At 56.5% G+C, this 14710-nt stretch carries 13 protein-coding genes and 1 other RNA gene; 10 read left to right on the forward strand and 4 right to left on the reverse strand.

Translation table 11 applies throughout. From position 1 onward, the window contains the following. Positions 1 to 14: 14 nt before the first annotated feature. Positions 15 to 1262: a multifunctional transcriptional regulator/nicotinamide-nucleotide adenylyltransferase/ribosylnicotinamide kinase NadR gene (gene nadR, locus O1Q98_RS09075; RefSeq protein ID WP_125258153.1), complete on the forward strand. Its 1248-nt coding sequence runs from the start codon at positions 15 to 17 to the stop codon at positions 1260 to 1262. Between the two features lie 7 nt (positions 1263 to 1269). Here the strand turns inward: nadR and O1Q98_RS09080 are convergent, their stop codons facing one another. From O1Q98_RS09080 to zapA, 3 genes are all read right to left on the reverse strand, one after another. After that, on the reverse strand, positions 1270 to 1902 hold the full coding sequence (locus O1Q98_RS09080; RefSeq protein ID WP_125258152.1) for a 5-formyltetrahydrofolate cyclo-ligase: 633 nt from the start codon (positions 1900 to 1902) through the stop codon (positions 1270 to 1272). A 52-nt stretch (positions 1903 to 1954) separates the two neighbouring features. After that, positions 1955 to 2137, reverse strand: a non-coding RNA gene (gene ssrS / locus O1Q98_RS09085) — 6S RNA. A gap of 82 nt (positions 2138 to 2219) precedes the next feature. Next, a complete protein-coding gene (gene zapA / locus O1Q98_RS09090; RefSeq protein ID WP_125258151.1) occupies positions 2220 to 2549 on the reverse strand; it encodes a cell division protein ZapA in 330 nt (109 codons plus the stop codon). Between the two features lie 265 nt (positions 2550 to 2814). Here zapA and O1Q98_RS09095 point away from each other — a divergent pair, with 265 nt between their 5' ends. The 9 genes from O1Q98_RS09095 to O1Q98_RS09135 all read left to right on the forward strand — a co-directional run bounded on the left by O1Q98_RS09095 (position 2815) and on the right by O1Q98_RS09135 (position 13706). After that, positions 2815 to 3399 (forward strand): YecA/YgfB family protein, encoded by a 585-nt coding sequence (locus tag O1Q98_RS09095; RefSeq protein WP_125258150.1) that lies wholly within the window; start codon positions 2815 to 2817, stop codon positions 3397 to 3399. A gap of 139 nt (positions 3400 to 3538) precedes the next feature. Then, positions 3539 to 4864 carry a Xaa-Pro aminopeptidase gene (pepP, locus tag O1Q98_RS09100; RefSeq protein WP_125258149.1) on the forward strand — a complete coding sequence of 442 codons (1326 nt, stop codon included), beginning with the start codon at positions 3539 to 3541 and terminating at the stop codon, positions 4862 to 4864. A gap of 32 nt (positions 4865 to 4896) precedes the next feature. After that, the gene (ubiH, locus tag O1Q98_RS09105) at positions 4897 to 6075 is read left to right on the forward strand and encodes a 2-octaprenyl-6-methoxyphenyl hydroxylase (protein ID WP_125258148.1); all 1179 of its coding nucleotides are present in this window, start codon (positions 4897 to 4899) and stop codon (positions 6073 to 6075) included. A gap of 22 nt (positions 6076 to 6097) precedes the next feature. Then, positions 6098 to 7306: an FAD-dependent 2-octaprenylphenol hydroxylase gene (ubiI, locus tag O1Q98_RS09110; RefSeq protein ID WP_125258147.1), complete on the forward strand. Its 1209-nt coding sequence runs from the start codon at positions 6098 to 6100 to the stop codon at positions 7304 to 7306. 457 nt (positions 7307 to 7763) lie between these two features. Then, a complete protein-coding gene (locus O1Q98_RS09115) occupies positions 7764 to 8306 on the forward strand; it encodes a YagU family protein (RefSeq protein WP_125258146.1) in 543 nt (180 codons plus the stop codon). Between the two features lie 197 nt (positions 8307 to 8503). Next, entirely contained in the window at positions 8504 to 10135 is a 1632-nt protein-coding gene (locus O1Q98_RS09120) for an ABC transporter substrate-binding protein (RefSeq protein ID WP_125258145.1), read from the forward strand. Further along, complete coding sequence (locus O1Q98_RS09125) at positions 10113 to 11078, forward strand: ABC transporter permease (RefSeq protein ID WP_125258144.1); 966 nt, start codon at positions 10113 to 10115, stop codon at positions 11076 to 11078. The genes O1Q98_RS09120 and O1Q98_RS09125 overlap by 23 nt, the downstream gene beginning before the upstream one ends. Then, positions 11068 to 11964 carry an ABC transporter permease gene (locus O1Q98_RS09130; protein WP_416232399.1) on the forward strand — a complete coding sequence of 299 codons (897 nt, stop codon included), beginning with the start codon at positions 11068 to 11070 and terminating at the stop codon, positions 11962 to 11964. The genes O1Q98_RS09125 and O1Q98_RS09130 overlap by 11 nt, the downstream gene beginning before the upstream one ends. Further along, entirely contained in the window at positions 11964 to 13706 is a 1743-nt protein-coding gene (locus O1Q98_RS09135) for a dipeptide ABC transporter ATP-binding protein (protein ID WP_125258143.1), read from the forward strand. The genes O1Q98_RS09130 and O1Q98_RS09135 overlap by 1 nt, the downstream gene beginning before the upstream one ends. A gap of 114 nt (positions 13707 to 13820) precedes the next feature. Here the strand turns inward: O1Q98_RS09135 and rhaR are convergent, their stop codons facing one another. Beyond that, a complete protein-coding gene (gene rhaR / locus O1Q98_RS09140) occupies positions 13821 to 14675 on the reverse strand; it encodes an HTH-type transcriptional activator RhaR (protein ID WP_125258142.1) in 855 nt (284 codons plus the stop codon). Between the last annotated feature and the right edge of the window lie 35 nt (positions 14676 to 14710).

A 14710-nucleotide genomic window follows, 5' to 3' on the forward strand; every position in this document is an offset into this window, starting at 1 on the left:
CGGAGTAGCAAAGCATGTCCCCCTACGATTACCTGAAAACGGCCATCAGACAAAAAGGCTGTACTCTGCAACAGGTGGCCGATGCCGCAGGCATGACCAAGGGTTATCTGAGCCAGTTGCTGAATGCCAAAATCAAAAGCCCCAGCGCGCAAAAGCTTGAATCACTGCATCGCTTTTTGGGGCTGGAGTTTCCCTACCAGCAAAAGAGTATTGGCGTGGTATTCGGTAAATTCTACCCGCTGCACACCGGCCATATTTACCTGATCCAGCGCGCCTGTAGTCAGGTTGATGAGCTGCACGTGGTGCTGGGCTATGACGAGCCGCGCGACCGCCTGCTGTTTGAACACAGTTCCATGTCGCAACAGCCAACGGTCAGCGACCGACTGCGCTGGTTGCTGCAAACGTTTAAATATCAAAAAAATATTCATATTCATGCTTTTAACGAGCAGGGCATGGAGCCCTATCCGCACGGCTGGGATGTCTGGAGCCGGGGTATCAAGCACTTTATGGCGGAAAAAGGCATCGACCCGCGCTATGTCTACACCAGCGAAGAGCAGGATGCGGCGCAATACCGCGAGCATCTGGGCATCGACACCGTACTGATCGACCCGAAACGATCGTTCATGAACATCAGCGGCGCGCAGATCCGCAACGATCCTTTCCGCTACTGGGAATATATTCCGACCGAGGTGAAACCGTTTTTTGTGCGCACCGTGGCGATTCTGGGCGGCGAGTCGAGCGGCAAATCGACGCTGGTCAACAAGCTGGCAAACATGTTCAACACCACCAGCGCCTGGGAATATGGCCGCGATTATGTGTTTTCTCATCTGGGCGGCGATGAGATGGCGCTACAGTATTCCGATTACGACAAAATCGCCCTGGGGCAAGCTCAGTACATTGATTTTGCAGTGAAATACGCGAATAAAGTGGCGTTCATCGATACCGACTTCATCACCACGCAGGCGTTTTGCAAAAAGTATGAAGGCCGTGAACACCCGTTCGTACAGGCGCTGGTTGAAGAGTACCGTTTTGATCTGGTGATTTTGCTGGAAAACAACACGCCGTGGGTGGCGGATGGCTTACGCAGCCTCGGCAGCTCGGCGGATCGCAAAGCCTTTCAGGATGTGCTCAAGGCGATGCTGGCGGAAAACAGCGTGCCTTATGTCCACATCACAGAGTCTGACTACGACAACCGATTTCTGCGTTGCGTGGAGTTGGTGCAACAGTTACTCGGCCATGAGCGCCAGATCCCCAAAACCTGAGCGACGTTCACTCAGAATCAGAATAGGCAGACCAGCGCCAGTAGCGGGAAGGGGTTATCACTTCCGGCAATGGAATATCCCAATGCGCCACAGGCAGCACCGGCACCTGTTGGCAATCATGGGCCAGCCCAATCGGGTAAGGCCCATGGGTACGCCAGTGCTGCAAGGTTCTATCATAAAACCCGCCCCCCATGCCTAGCCGCTGGCCGCTGGCATCAAACGCCACCAGCGGCGTCAACAACACGTCCAGTTGCCACACCGGCAGCACATCGCGCACATCCAGCCGGGGTTCCTCTATTTTCAGCCGATTTCGCACCAGTTCGGTGTGTTCGCTATAGCGTAAGAACAGCAAATGCCCGGCGCAAAAGGGATGCAACACCGGCAGGTAGACCTGTTTTTGTTGCTGCCACAGCGCGGCGATTAATGGCTTGGTATCCAGCTCACCATCAAATGACAAAAACAGCGCTACCCGGCTGGCCGACGCGACTCGCGGATGGGCCATCACCCGGTCAGCCGCCTGGTGAGCAAACTCGCCTTGTTGCTGCGGGCTTAAACTGCGCCGCTGCGCACGCACCTGTTGACGAATCTGTTGACGTAACAACGTGGTGTCGGTGTCGGAAAAAGCACTGGCTGAATTCATGCACAGTCACAGATGAAGAGAAAAGAGGCGATGATAACGAGAAAAGAAAGAGGGAATCTCCGAGATGCCGCCGCAGGCTGTAACCCTTGAACCCTTGGTTCAAGGTGAACGCAACGTCGCAGTCTTAAGGCTTCTCGGGCGAACCGAGCGTGCTCACCAACCACGGAGCATTACATTCTAAAAGTTGAAATATCGGCTCAGGGGACTTGCCCGCTGACGAACATCTCAGAGAAATTTTGTTCTTTCACCGCTACCTTACCACGTCTGGCAGCGATGTGTTACTCCCAAAAACCGTACTTTTGTCAAAACGAGACGTGCTACTCAAATTGCGCGCCCTGACGCTCGGTAATACGGCCTTGTTCCAGCAACGCTTGTTCAATTGTCTGCTGCAACATACGGATGCGTTGCTCCATATTGGCAGCGTAATCGCGGGTTTTCAACCGCTCTTGCGCCAACTCATGGCACACATTCAGCGCGGCAATAAACACCAGTTGCTCGGTGTTCGTCACCCGTGTACGCACCTTGAGGTCGTGCAACCGCTGGTTAAGATCTTCCGCAGCCTGATTCAGCGCATCCTGCTGTTCTGGCGGACAATTCACCCTTAACGAACGGCCAAAAATCTGGATATCTACCGGTTGTGCAGACATGTCACCTTCCTGCCTTGTGTCATTTCACGCCCGCATGAGGCTCACCGCTGCGCGACCCGTGACCGGGCCTGAAAAAGCGGGCGCTACTATATATATCCCAAATCGAAGATACAAGCCCTTTATCCCCGTTGCGGCACACGCCATCGCCACCGTGTCACTCAGGCAAACGCGCCGGATGGCTTATCGGGAGATGGAGCTTGCTGGTATCGCAACGGAGCTTGGTGGTAGCATAACACGAACCACCCGCCAACGACGATGAATGCGCATGTCCATACAGAATACACTTCCCGGCTACGAAGCCATCGAGCAGTTGTTACATCAGCATCAGGTTGCCCTGACTGCCGCAGAAATGCATGGCCTGATAAGCGGCATGCTGTGCGGCGGCAACCATGATGAGAGCTGGAAAACCTTAACCGTTGAACTGACTAACGACGGCCTCTCCTTCCCGCAGTCGCTGTCACAACCCTTGCAGCAGTTGTATCAGGCCACGCGCGATACGCTGGAAGAAGAAGGCTTTTTATTCCAGTTGTTCTTGCCGGATGATACGCAAGAAGACGTGAGCGTGTTCGATCGCGCAGACGCGCTGGCCGGTTGGGTGAACCATTTCCTGCTTGGCCTGGGCGTTGTGCAGCCCCAGCTCGGCAAGCTGAAAGGTGAGATTAAAGAAGCCATTGACGATCTTCGCAATATTGCCCAGTTGGGTTATGACGAAGACGAAGACAAAGAAGAGCTGGAGCAGTCTCTGGAAGAGATTATCGAATATGTGCGCGTCGCCGCTATCATGTGCCATAACGAGTTCATTCGCCCAGTGATGCCTGCGCCGGAAAAACCGAAACCGACGCTGCACTGATGCAATGCTGCAACAGTGCAATCATGCAACAGTGCAACGCTGTAACAGCGCAACCGCTGTTATGCTGATAGATAGCGTGTAAAGTTAGCGATAAAACGTTACCGATAAACAGTGTATTGATGCCTTTCAGGAGTGGGTAATGACCCAACAAGAATATCTCCGCCGCCGTCTTTCCCTGCTGGACAAGATGGCTCCGGGCAGTGCGGCAATCCTGTTTGCCGCCCCCGAAGCACAACGCAACGCCGACAGCGAGTATCCATACCGTCAAAGCAGTGATTTTTGGTATTTCACCGGCTTCAATGAACCTGAAGCTGCGCTGCTGCTGGTAAAAAGCGATGAAAATCACCACCACAGCGTGCTGTTTAACCGCGTGCGTGATGTTACCGCTGAAATCTGGTTTGGTCGTCGCCTCGGTCAGGAAGCCGCTCCCGCCAGACTCGGCGTTGATCGGGCATTGCCCTTTAACGATATCGGCGAACACTTGCATCTGCTGCTTAATGGCTTAGATGTGGTTTACCACGCTCAGGGCGAATACGCTTACGCCGATAAACTGGTGTTTGCAGCGCTGGACACCTTGCGTACCGGCGGCTCACGTAAAGGCTTTAAAGCCCCGCCAACCCTGACTGACTGGCGTCCCTGGGTGCACGAAATGCGCTTATTCAAATCGCCTGCGGAAATCGATATCCTGCGCCGCGCCGGTGAAATCAGCGCACTGGCCCACACCCGCGCGATGGAGAAATGCCGTCCCGGTATGTTCGAATACCAGTTGGAAGGCGAAATCCACCACGAATTCAACCGCCACGGCGCGCGCTATCCGGCTTACAACACCATCGTTGGCGGCGGCGAAAACGCCTGTATTCTGCATTACACCGAAAATGAATGCGCACTGCGCGATGGCGATCTGGTGCTGATCGACGCTGGCTGCGAATACCAGGGCTATGCGGGCGACATCACGCGCACGTTTCCCGTCAATGGCAAATTCACCCCGGCACAGCGCGCCATTTATGACATTGTGCTGGAATCGGAACAGCGCGCCATTGAACTGTTCGCACCGGGCCGCAGCATCCGTGAAGTGAATGAAGAAGTGGTCAGGATCATGCTGCGTGGCCTCATCCGTTTAGGCATCCTGCAGGGCGACGTTGACACGCTATTCAGCGAACAGGCGCACCGGGCGTTTTTCATGCACGGCCTCAGCCACTGGCTGGGTATGGATGTGCATGACGTCGGCGATTACGGCAGCAGCGACCGGGGCCGGGAACTGCAACCAGGCATGGTGCTCACCGTTGAACCCGGTTTGTATATCGCACCGGATGCTGACGTTCCACCGCAATATCGCGGCATCGGCATTCGTATTGAAGACGATATCGTCATCACCGCAAACGGTAATGAGGTGCTGACCGCAGCGGTAGTCAAAGACCCGGATGAAATTGAAGCGCTGATGGCGAACGCCGCCAGCAAGAGTTGACGTTGCCACCACATCGGAGCAGCAATTACACCATGAGCATCATCATTGTGGGCGGCGGCATGGCGGGCGCGACGCTGGCGCTGGCGCTGTCGCATTTGTCCGGCGGCAGTATGGCCATCGATTTGGTGGAAACTCACCAGCCCTCACAGCACCCGCACCCGGGCTTTGACGCACGCGCTATCGCACTGGCGCAAGGCACCTGTACTCAATTGGCGGCGATAGGCGTGTGGCAGGCATTGTCATCCGTGGCAACGGCCATCACCGATATTCACGTCAGCGATCAAGGCCACGCAGGTCGGGTACATTTGCAGGCGCGCGATTATCATCTGGCGGCACTAGGCCATGTGATTGAGTTGCATGAAGCCGGTGAACGCCTGTTCTCCTTGCTGCAACGCGCTCCCGGCGTGCGCCTGCACTGCCCGGCAACGGTCATCTCTTGCGAGCGGCAGGCGCAAAGCGTCAGCGTATTGCTCGATAACGGCACCCGGCTCACTGGTCAATTGCTGGTTGCCGCCGATGGTTCACGCTCGGCGCTGGCGCAACAGGCGGGCATCGAATGGCAGTCCTCTTCCTACTCGCAAGTGGCGGTGATTGCCAATGTCACCACCGCTGAAGCGCACGGTGGTCGAGCCTATGAACGCTTTACCGCCCACGGCCCGCTGGCGCTGTTGCCGATGAGCCAGGGGCGCAGCGCGCTGGTCTGGTGCCACCCGCTATCGCTGCAGGCTGAAATTGACCACTGGAGCGAGGCGCACTTTCGCCAGCAGCTCCAGCGTGCGTTTGGCTGGCGACTGGGTGAGTTTAAACAGGTCGGTACACGTCACAGCTACCCGCTGGCGCTGGTCAAAGCCAGCAAGCACATTGGCCATCGGCTGGCGCTGGTCGGCAATGCGGCACAAACGCTGCATCCGATTGCCGGGCAAGGGTTTAACCTCGGCCTGCGCGATGTGATGACGCTGGCGCAAACGCTGGTCGATGCAGCGTGCCAAGGCGAGGACATCGGCGGTCAGCAGGTGTTGCAGCGTTATCAGCAGCGCCGCTTGCCGGATCAAAACCATACCGTGGCGCTGACCGACGGCCTGGTCAAACTGTTCTCTAACCAACGGTTGCCGATGGAAGTGGGCCGTAATCTGGGGTTGATGGCGATGAACCACCTGCCCTTGCTGCGCTATGCGCTGGCACGACGAACGCTGGGTTGGGTCGAGCGTTAACACAGACAGGAATTCATTCTCTATGCAATCATTTGATGTGGTTATCGTGGGCGGTGGTATGGTCGGTCTGGCGCTGGCCTGTGGCTTACAAGGCAGCGGCTTACGTGTCGCCGTGCTGGAAAAACACGACGTCAGCGCGCCGTCCCTCAGTGAGCACGCGCTACGCGTCTCGGCTATCAACGCTGCCAGTGAAGCGCTGCTGCGCAAACTCAATGCCTGGCCGCTGATTGAAGCGCAGCGTCTTAGCCCCTACAACAACATGTATGTCTGGGATAAAGACAGCTTTGGGCAGATTCATTTTTGTGGTGAAGACCTCGGTTTCACCCGGCTCGGCCACATCATTGAAAATGACGTGATTCAATGGGCGCTCTGGCAACAGGCAGCACAATCGCGCGATGTCACGCTGTTCTCCCATGCGCATTTGCAACAGGTGGCCTGGGGAGAAAATGAAGCCTTCATCACCCTCGACGACGGCAGCATGTTGACCGCACGGCTGGTGGTCGGTGCCGATGGCGCGCACTCCTGGTTACGCCAACACGCCGATATCCCGCTCACTTTTTGGGATTACGGCCATCACGCGCTGGTAGCGACAATTCGTACCGAACACCCTCACCGGGCGACGGCGAGTCAGGTGTTTCACGGCGACGGTATTCTGGCCTTTTTGCCACTCAGTGACCCGCACCTGTGCTCGATTGTTTGGTCGTTGCCGCCCGAACGGGCGCAAGAAATGGAACATGCCCCGCAGGCTGAATTTGAAAAACAGCTGGCCATCACGTTCGATATGCATCTGGGCCGCTGCACGCCAGAAAGCGAACGCCAGTGTTTTCCGCTGACCGCACGCTACGCCCGCAGCTTTGCCGCACACCGGCTGGTATTGATGGGCGATGCCGCACACACTATTCATCCCTTGGCCGGTCAGGGCGTCAACCTCGGCTTGATGGATGCGGCAGAATTAATCGCCGAGCTCAAACGGCTGCAAGCTCAGGGGAAAGATATCGGCCAACATCTCTACCTGCGCCGCTATGAACGGCGACGCAAACACAGCGCCGCGATGATGCTGGCCAGTATGCAAGGGTTTCGCACGCTGTTTGCCAGCCGCCACCCGGCCAGCGGCCTGTTGCGCGATATCGGGCTGAAACTTGCCGATACGCTGCCGGGCGTGAAACCGACGCTGGTGCGCCAGGCCATGGGGCTGCATGACTTACCGGAATGGCTGGGCCACACGCGATAACAGCGCCAGTCTGACAACAGACCCTAACCGATTCGGCCACATTGCCTCTTCGTTGATGATGACATCACCTTTCATCGAAGAGGTATTCCGCCGCATGTGGCCGCTGGTGAAATACCTCGCCCACACGTTCAATGTGGTCGAGCGGAAAAGCAAGCCAGTGATGTTTACTTTATATCCGTGCTGCACACATTCTCGATCCATACCATTATTTATCAGTACATTTATTTTCACCCTACATATATAACCCATCAGCAACAAACATGTAAAAATATAAAAACCCCGCAGATAAATAATCACAAAATATATTATCACTAATAAATATCGCTTTAAAAATGAATGCACTCACTTTTCTCGAATAATTAAAAAGAAAAGCGTATGCTATTGAGAATGGCAATTCTAATGGTTCACAAAATCGGCATGGATTGCCTTTTACATTAAAAATATCAAGGAGATAAAAATGCAGGCTCGCACTATTAAGGACAAAATCATACTGGCGATAATTATTGGCTTTATTGCCGGGATAATCTGCGCCATCGCTAAATTCGGCTGGGAAATACCGTTCCCACCAAGGACACCGGCAAGAGATCTCACTAATCCGCCGCAACAGCTATTGCAGCAGTTAGGAATGTCATTTGATCTCTCGCATCTGACGTATTTATTTAATGGCAATCCGCGTCCTATCATGAGCTTTATTATGCACTTTGGTTTTTCAATTACCTTTAGCGTGCTCTATTGCGTGGTGGCGGAATTCTGGCCGCGAATCAAACTGTGGCAGGGTGCATGCTACGGTTTGGTGCTGTGGGCGGTATTCCATGTGGTACTGTTGCCGCTGTTCGGCACCGTGCCTGCGCCGTGGGATCAACCGTTTGCCGAACATTTCTCGGAAATTTTTGGCCACATGTTCTGCTTCTGGGTGGCTGAACTGGCGCGACGTGATTTGCGTAACCGCTTCACCCGTCAGTCAGAAGACGACGTGCGGCATCCACAACACGCGCACTGAGTCCGGCCTGCGACTCTCACATTTCAACGCGCCCTTCCTCATGCGGGTTAGGGCGTTTTTTCTGTCTGAGCGTGTTTTTTATATTCTTTTAAGCATTAAAAATAATTTTTTATACTTTTACATAGCACTGCATTCCCCCCTAGAGTGGTGCCATAACCACTATCCTTATGACAAGGTCTAGCTTGAGGACTCAGGGAATGGAAAAATATTTTTCAGTATCAAAGACATATAAAAAACCGGCTCACACACCCCTTTTCACCGCCGGATTACTGGCGCTGACCATTACCGCTACGCCTGCGGTTCACGCGGCGGACACCCCGGTGCAAGGCGGTACGCTCACTATCGGCCTTGGCAGCGACACCCCGGTTATCGACCCGTCTATCACGGCCTTTTCCGTCGCCGCACTGGTGGGGCGCAATGTGGTGGACTCGCTGGTCGGTCAGGCACCAGACAATAGCTTTACACCATGGCTTGCCGAGCGCTGGGACATCACCGACAACAACACCCGGTATACTTTCTACCTGCGCAAGGACGTGACGTTTAGCGACGGCACCAAACTGGATGCCGCAGCGGTAAAATACAACCTTGAGCGCATTCTCGACCCGAAAACCACCTCCAGTTACGCTAAGTCGCTGCTGGGGCCGATAGACAGCATCACCACCCCGGACGATTACACCGTGGTGATAAGCTATAAAACACCGTTTGCCGCCCTGCTACAGGGTCTGAGCCTGCCGTATCTCGGCATTCAGTCCGCGACTTACCTGAAGAACACGCCAAACACCAGTAATACGGTGGTCGGTTCCGGCCCGTTCATTCTGGAATCGTTCGTCAAAGGCAGCGGCAGCCAATTGAAAAAACGCCCGGATTATCACTGGGGCCCCGGTTACGCTACGCACACTGGCCCGGCGTACCTTGACCGTATCGAATTCAAATACCTGCCGGAATCTTCCGTGCGTCTTGGCGCGTTAAGCAGCGGCCAGGTGTTGGCGATAGACGCCGTTCCCCCTGCCAATGCGGCCAGCCTGAAAAGCGACCCGAAACTGGAACTGATTGCGCGCGAGAACCCCGGCGTTAACCGGGTATTGTACCTCAACACCTCGCGTGGCCCGTTCCAGGACGTAAAAGTCCGTCAGGCTTTTCAGAGCGCGGTGGATGCGGCTTCTGCCGCCAAAGTGGCGTTTTTCGGTACGGTAAAAGCGGCTGATAATATTCTCGGCCCCTCGACGCTTTATTACGATAAATCAGTCGCTTCACTGTGGGGCTTTGATATCAACAAAGCTAACCGCCTGCTCGATGACGCTGGCTGGAAAAGCAAAGATGCCGAAGGCTATCGCACCAAAGAGGGCAAACGCCTGACGGTAAACTTCGTTTACAGTACCGCATCGTCGGAAGCCACTGATGTCACGCTGTTCCAGGCGGTGCAGTACCAGGTGAAACAGGCCGGTATCGACCTGCAACTGAACCCGGTGGATGCCGGAGGCTTTACCAGCCGTACCAACGGCAATGACTACGATATTGCGTCCAACTACTTTGTGCGCGCCGAGCCAGACATTCTGCGTACCGTGTTTGACTCCAACTACATTCCGCCGAATGGCAACAACTTCAGCCATGCCAGCGCGCTGGATGACAAGCTGAGAAAAGCGATTGGAGCCGGTGATGCCGAGCGCCAGCAGCTCTACAGCCAAATCCAGCATGAACTGATAGAGCAGGCGTATGCCGTGCCATTATTCGTGCCAGCCTTCCAGTTAGGCCTGTCGAAGAAGGTGCAAGGCATTAGCTGGGCCACTAACGCGAAACCGAACTTCTATGATGTCTGGCTTAAACCGTAATCTGGCCGTCGCGGCCCTCCAGCGTCTTTTCACCATTGTGGCTGTGCTCTGGGGCGCAGCCACCCTGACATTCATTGCCGTCAAGCTGGTGCCCGGCGATCCGGTCGCTATCCTGAGCGGGGGCGATAATGTGGTGGATGCGGCCTACCGCACCGCGCTGATTAAGCAATTCGGGCTCGATCAGCCGGTTTGGGTACAATATCTGCACTACTGTGGTCAGGCGCTGCTTGGCGATTTTGGCACCAGCTACCAGTACCGCCAGCCGGTTATCGGCCTTATCGGAGAGGCGATGGGGCAGACGGTGCAACTGGCGCTCAGTGCGCTGGTGCTGGCATTGCTGCTGGCTATCATTAACGCGCTGCTGACTGCGGGCCGGAATCAGCGCTTACGCGCGCTGCTCTCCTGGCTGGAGCTCACGCTCCTGAGTACGCCGGTTTACTGGGTAGGAATTGTGCTACTGAGCGTGTTCAGCTTTCATCTACAGTGGTTCCCGGTGATGGGTAACGACGGCGTGATTGCGCTGGTCTTACCGGTCATCACTCTCAGCCTGCCGCTGGCGGCGCTATTAAGTCAGGTGCTGCGCGACGGACTGGAAGAGGCGCTGTCACAGCCCTTTGCCCTGACGGTACGCACTCGCGGCGTCAGTGAAAGCCTGTTACGCCTGCGCCATGCGCTACGCCACAGCGCCCTTGCCGCCTCAACGCTCACCGGAACGCTGCTGGCGGGCGTATTAAGCGGTTCGGTGCTCACCGAAACGGTGTTTGGCCGCACCGGTATCGGCCAGATAACCCTGCACGCCATTGAAAGCCGCGACATGCCGCTGGTGCTCGGCCTGGTGATGCTCTCGGCATTGTTATTTGTGGTCATCAACCTGCTGGTGGATGCCTTATACCTGATTATCGACCCCCGTTTGCGAAAAAAGGCGAATGCCTATGAGCAGTGAACCGTTAAACACGACCTCTTTCATGAACAGTCTTTCACTGGCGCGCATCAACGCCTGGCGCAGCGCCTTCTTTCGTAGCCCGTGGCGCGCCCCCACCACGCTGCTGCCAGCTATCGCGGTATTACTGCTGCTGCTGGCCGTGTTCTTCCCAACGCTATTTACGCCACTAAAACCCGACGATATCGATATCAGCGCCGTGCTTCAGCCGCCGGGGGCCGGACATTGGTTTGGCACCGACACGCTGGGGCGCGATGTGTTTACTCGCGTGGTGTACGGCACGTCGCTGTCGCTGAGTATCGGCGTTGGCGCAATGCTGATAGCCTGCGCAGGCGGCATTCTGCTTGGCACGCTGTCGGCGCTGGCCCCGCGTGCCGTGCAACAGGTGCTGGTGAGGCTGCTTGATATCATGCTGGCCTTCCCGGAAATGCTGCTGGCGCTGCTGGTTATCGCGGTACTCGGGCGCGGCCCGGAAAATACCCTGCTGGCGGTCGGCCTTGCCGGTATCGCCGGTTATGCGCGGCTGGTGCGTTCACAGGTGCTGCAAGTGCGCCAATCCGGCTATGTCGAGCACGCGATTGCGCTGGGCGAAAGCCCAATCTACATCGTGCTGCGCCATATTGTGCCCAATACGCTTAGGCCTTTGCTGATTCTGGCGACTATCGGCATCGGTAATGCCGTGCTCTCTGCATCGGCGCTCAGTTTTTTAGGCTTAGGCGTCGTGCCGCCCACCGCCGAGTGGGGAGCGCTGCTGGCTGATGGCCGCAGTTTTCTGGATATTGCCCCCTGGGTTAGCCTGTTTCCTGCCAGCATCGTCGCATTATCTGTGATTGCGATTACGCTGCTGGGACGCCGCCTGCAAACCCTGCTGGCCAGAGGAGAAGGCTGATGAGCCAGACAGACTCGCCATTGACGACAGCCGCCCCGCTGCTGCGCGTTGAAGATTTGCACGTGACATTCCCCGGCCCGCACGGGCCGGTCGAGTCCGTTCGCCACCTCTCTTTTCAGGTCAACCCCGGTGAGATTCTGGCGCTGGTGGGCGAATCCGGTTCGGGTAAATCCGTCACCGCCCGCACGCTGGTCGGGCTGGCCGGTGAACGCGCTCAGGTTCAGGCAAACGTCATCGAACTGGTACGTCACGACGGCAGCCGCTGTAACCTGCGCACCCTGAATGACCGGCAATGGCAACAGATTCGTGGCCGCGAGATAGGTTTCGTCCTGCAAGATGCACTGGTGTCGCTCGACCCGTTACGCCGCATCGGTCAGGAAGTGGCCGAGCCGCTGCTTACGCACCGGCTGGCAAGCCGCCATGACGTTGCCGCCCGCGTCGCCCAATTACTCAGTGACGTCGGTATTCCTGACCCAATCAACCGCGCCGCCCAGTACCCGCATGAGCTCTCCGGCGGCCTGCGCCAGAGGGCACTGATAGCCTCCGCGCTGGCTGCTGGCCCCAAATTGCTCATCGCCGATGAGCCAACAACCGCGCTGGATGCCACCGTTCAACAGCAGGTACTCAAGCTGTTTACGGCGCTGGCCGAAGCCGGTCATGGCGTATTGCTGATAACGCACGATTTGGCGGTTGTCGCCCAGGTCGCCACCCACGTCATGGTGATGCAAAAAGGGGCGCTGGTCGAACAAGGCGATGCGCGGCAGGTACTCTCCTCGCCACAGCACCCCTATACCCGTAAACTGCTGGCGGCTATTCCAACCGCCGCGACCCGAGGCCACTGGCTGGCGGGCGAAAACCCGCTGGGTTCGCAGGCCTCGGCGCACCTCTCCTCGCTGACAAGAGCAGAGCGACCACATGGTCTGGCATTAGAAGTGGATGGCGTATCAGTGAGTTTCCGACGCCCTGACGGTAGCCGTATGACGGCGGTCAACACCCTGTCGCTCACCGTTGAACGCGGCGAGACGCTGGGGATTGTCGGTGAATCCGGTTCGGGTAAAACCACCCTCGGTAAAGTGATGCTGGCACTGCAATCGCCGGATAGCGGTACGGTGAAACTGGCAGGGCAGCCGTGGAGCCACCTGAACGAACGCGAGCGCCGCCCGCTGCGCGCGCGCATTCAAACCATCACGCAAGACTCTCTCAGCTCATTCGACCCACAATTCACCATTGAGCAAATTCTGCTGCAACCGCTGCGATTACGGCGCGATCTCAGTGCGCAGGCCCGCCAGCAACGCATTATCACGCTGCTGGAACTGGTTGGGCTCTCGCCAACGCTGCTACCGCGCAGGCCGCGCTCGCTCTCCGGCGGGCAGCGCCAGCGTATTTCCATTGCGCAGGCGCTCGCCGCCGAGCCTGACGTATTGATTTGTGACGAACCCGTCTCTGCGCTGGATGTCACCACTCAGGCGCAGGTACTGGACTTACTGGTGGCATTGCAACACAAGCTGCGCCTATCGATGGTGTTTATCTCGCACGATCTGGGCGTAGTCCAACACATGAGTCACCGCATCGTGGTGATGAAAAATGGCGATATCGTCGAGCGCGGTACGGTAGAGCAGATTTTTAATCAGCCGCAACATCCCTATACCCGGCAATTGCTCGCCACCGTCGCCCCGGTTGTCAGCACAACGCACGCCCCCTCTGCGGTGAGCAACGACACCCTCAGCGCAAGCCTTGTCTGACGTACTAAGGGTATTTACCGCACTGGGTACACTAAACCGGTGTGACAGCCCGACTAAACGGGCTTACACCGGTTATTTATCCCCGCCACGATTCCGTAAACCACACGCTAACCGCTAGCCTTTGCCGATAGACTGAAAACGCTGGCGATAGCCGCTTGGCGTCACGCCAAACGCCTGATGAAACACCACCGAGAAGTAATTACTGTCATCAAAGCCGCATTCAGCGGCCACTTCACTGATGGTCTGGCGGTTATAGCGCAGTAACTCCATGGCGCGGCACAGCCGGAGCTGGCGCAAATACTGCGCGACGCTCATGCCGGTTTGCTGTTTAAAGCGGCTACGCAGGCTGCGCATACTGATGCCATGCAACTGGCAGAAATCCTCCAGGCGAAAGGGGTGCGCGATACTGGCGCGCAATGCATTCATCAGCAGGTCGAGCTGCTGGGCATCAGCCAGTTCGGTGCTGTCTGGCGCATAGCGATAACGCAGCGCCAACAGCGCAATTTGCAACAACAGCACTTCACTGAGTTGCAAAGAGAGCGGATCGGACTTCATGCACTCCTGCGCCAGGTTTTCGACCTTTTCACGCAGCATTTCCATGCTATGGGTGGCAAGCCGCCAATAACGCTGCGACTGCGGCACGTCAGCGCCGGGTAGCAGATGCTGCCAGTCCGTCGGCAAGGTTAAGCGCTCACGAATGTAGAGGATGTTATCGAGCTCCAAATCGTGTACCGATTCGTAGCTATGGCGATCGCGTGCGGAAACATAAAACAGATCGCCGCAGGTAATACGATAGGGCACATCATTCCACAGATGCAGCCCGTTACCGCGCCAGACTATCACAAGCTCGTCAAAGTCATGATGATGCAGCCCAAAAGCAGGCTGCGGGCTGCGTTCTGCAACCGTTACTCTTGTTTTATCGGTAAGAAAATAATCTTCCGTCAGTAATTTCAACCCACGCGATGTCAAGGCGCATACACCTATTGCTCAGTTGCCTATTGCTC

This window comes from Dickeya lacustris (assembly GCF_029635795.1).
Lineage (GTDB): Bacteria > Pseudomonadota > Gammaproteobacteria > Enterobacterales > Enterobacteriaceae > Dickeya > Dickeya lacustris.

Bases quoted from the DNA above. Each gene is read 5' to 3' on its own strand.
- ubiI (WP_125258147.1), top strand. From the start codon at position 6,098: ATGCAATCATTTGATGTGGTTATCGTGGGCGGTGGTATGGTCGGTCTG.
- O1Q98_RS09120 (WP_125258145.1), top strand. From the start codon at position 8,504: ATGGAAAAATATTTTTCAGTATCAAAGACATATAAAAAACCGGCTCAC.
- O1Q98_RS09080 (WP_125258152.1), bottom strand. From the start codon at position 1,902: ATGAATTCAGCCAGTGCTTTTTCCGACACCGACACCACGTTGTTACGT.
- pepP (WP_125258149.1), top strand. From the start codon at position 3,539: ATGACCCAACAAGAATATCTCCGCCGCCGTCTTTCCCTGCTGGACAAG.
- O1Q98_RS09095 (WP_125258150.1), top strand. From the start codon at position 2,815: ATGTCCATACAGAATACACTTCCCGGCTACGAAGCCATCGAGCAGTTG.
- O1Q98_RS09125 (WP_125258144.1), top strand. From the start codon at position 10,113: ATGATGTCTGGCTTAAACCGTAATCTGGCCGTCGCGGCCCTCCAGCGT.
- O1Q98_RS09135 (WP_125258143.1), top strand. From the start codon at position 11,964: ATGAGCCAGACAGACTCGCCATTGACGACAGCCGCCCCGCTGCTGCGC.
- zapA (WP_125258151.1), bottom strand. From the start codon at position 2,549: ATGTCTGCACAACCGGTAGATATCCAGATTTTTGGCCGTTCGTTAAGG.
- O1Q98_RS09130 (WP_416232399.1), top strand. From the start codon at position 11,068: ATGAGCAGTGAACCGTTAAACACGACCTCTTTCATGAACAGTCTTTCA.
- nadR (WP_125258153.1), top strand. From the start codon at position 15: ATGTCCCCCTACGATTACCTGAAAACGGCCATCAGACAAAAAGGCTGT.
- O1Q98_RS09115 (WP_125258146.1), top strand. From the start codon at position 7,764: ATGCAGGCTCGCACTATTAAGGACAAAATCATACTGGCGATAATTATT.
- ubiH (WP_125258148.1), top strand. From the start codon at position 4,897: ATGAGCATCATCATTGTGGGCGGCGGCATGGCGGGCGCGACGCTGGCG.